Annotated in this window: 1 protein-coding gene; it reads left to right on the forward strand. The window is 72.1% G+C overall.

Going from position 1 to position 1151, the window contains the following annotated elements; genetic code table 11:
• A partial coding sequence (locus ABZ793_RS34700; protein WP_357465235.1) for a type I polyketide synthase occupies positions 1–1151 on the forward strand: 1151 nt, incomplete at both ends.

Below are 1151 nucleotides of genomic sequence, written 5' to 3' on the forward strand. Positions count from 1 at the left end.
TTCTCGCGGCAGCGGGGTCTGTCGGCTGATGGGCGGTGCAAGTCGTTCGCGGCGTCGGCGGATGGCACCGGTTGGGGTGAGGGCGTGGGCATGCTGCTGGTGGAGCGGCTGTCGGACGCTCGTCGTAACGGCCATCGGGTCCTGGCCGTGGTGCGGGGTAGCGCGGTGAACCAGGACGGGGCGTCGAACGGGTTGACGGCGCCGAATGGTCCGTCGCAGCAGCGGGTGATCCGGCAGGCTCTGGCGAACGCCGGCTTGTCCACGTCTGACGTGGACGCGGTGGAGGCGCACGGCACGGGCACCACTCTGGGTGACCCGATCGAGGCGCAGGCGTTGCTGGCCACCTATGGGCAGGATCGGCCGGGTGACCGGCCGTTGCTGCTGGGGTCGGTCAAGTCGAACATCGGGCACACGCAGGCCGCGGCCGGTGTGGCGGGTGTGATCAAGATGGTCCTGGCCATGCGGCACGGGATCGTTCCGCCGACCCTGCACGTGGACGAGCCGTCGCCGCACATCGACTGGACGGCAGGGGCGGTGGCGTTGGCGACGGAGGCGACGCCGTGGCCGGTCGTGGACCGGCCGCGTCGGGCGGCCGTGTCGTCGTTCGGGATCTCGGGGACGAACGCGCATGTGATCGTCGAGCAGCCGCCGGTCGAGGTGGTTGAGGGCGAGGTTGTGGAGCGTCGGGTGCCGGCGGTGGTGCCGGTGGTGTTGTCGGCGCGGACGGAGGCGGCGCTTGCGGGGCAGGCGGGTCGGTGGGCGCGTTGGCTGGCCGCCGACGGGGCGGTGCGTCCGTTGGATGTGGCGTGGTCGTCGGTGACGACGCGTCCGGCGTTGGAGCAGCGGGCGGTGGTGGCCGCCGTCGACCGTGAGGGTCTGCTTGCGGCGCTGACGGCTCTTGCTGCCGGTGAGCCGTCGGGTTCGGTGTTGACCGGCGCGTCCGAGCAGCGTGGGCACGTGGCCCTGCTCTTCTCCGGTCAGGGCGCGCAGCGCGCGGGGATGGGTCGGGAGTTGTACGGCGTGTTCCCGGTGTTCGCCTCGGCGTTGGACGAGGTGTGTGGGCACCTCGACGCGCTGCTGCCGCAGCCGCTTCGTGACGTGCTGTTCGCTCCCGACGGCTCGGCCGACGCGGGGCTGCTGGACCAGACCGT

This window comes from Micromonospora sp. NPDC047465 (assembly GCF_040643125.1).
GTDB lineage: Bacteria > Actinomycetota > Actinomycetes > Mycobacteriales > Micromonosporaceae > Micromonospora.